The organism is Lentzea terrae (assembly GCF_003265345.1).
Lineage (GTDB): Bacteria > Actinomycetota > Actinomycetes > Mycobacteriales > Pseudonocardiaceae > Lentzea > Lentzea terrae.
Genome location: NZ_QFWW01000009.1, coordinates 1 through 358, shown reverse-complemented (window position 1 = coordinate 358; position 358 = coordinate 1). Strand labels below are relative to the sequence as shown.

The 358-nt window shown below is 71.8% G+C and carries 1 protein-coding gene; it reads right to left on the bottom strand.

Annotated features, from left to right (window positions below; translation table 11 throughout):
* Positions 1-358, bottom strand: a 358-nt coding sequence (locus tag DI276_RS16760; protein WP_119724477.1) for a family 1 glycosylhydrolase, incomplete at both ends; no start/stop codon positions are given.

Sequence of the window (358 nt, the reverse complement as noted above, 5' to 3'; positions counted from 1 at the left end):
CCGTGCGACGTCGAGGTCCCCTGGATCGCTCGGGTCGACGGGGATGATCGGGTACATGTTCAGCGTGATGCCGACCTTGGCCTCCGGTGCGGCGGCGCGGATGGTGTCGGCGGCCAGGCCATGCCCGAGCAGCAGGTGGTGCACAGCGGCGACGGCGGCACTCGGCTCGGTGCGCCCGGGGGCGTGAATGCCGGCCGCGTAGCCGAGGAACGCCGAGCACCACGGCTCGTTCAACGTGGTCCAGGTGCCGACCCGGTCACCGAGTGCCTCCACGGTGGACGCCGCGTAGTCGGCGAACCGGAACGCGGTGTCGCGGTTGGCCCAGCCGCCGGCTTCTTCGAGCGTCTGAGGGAGGTCC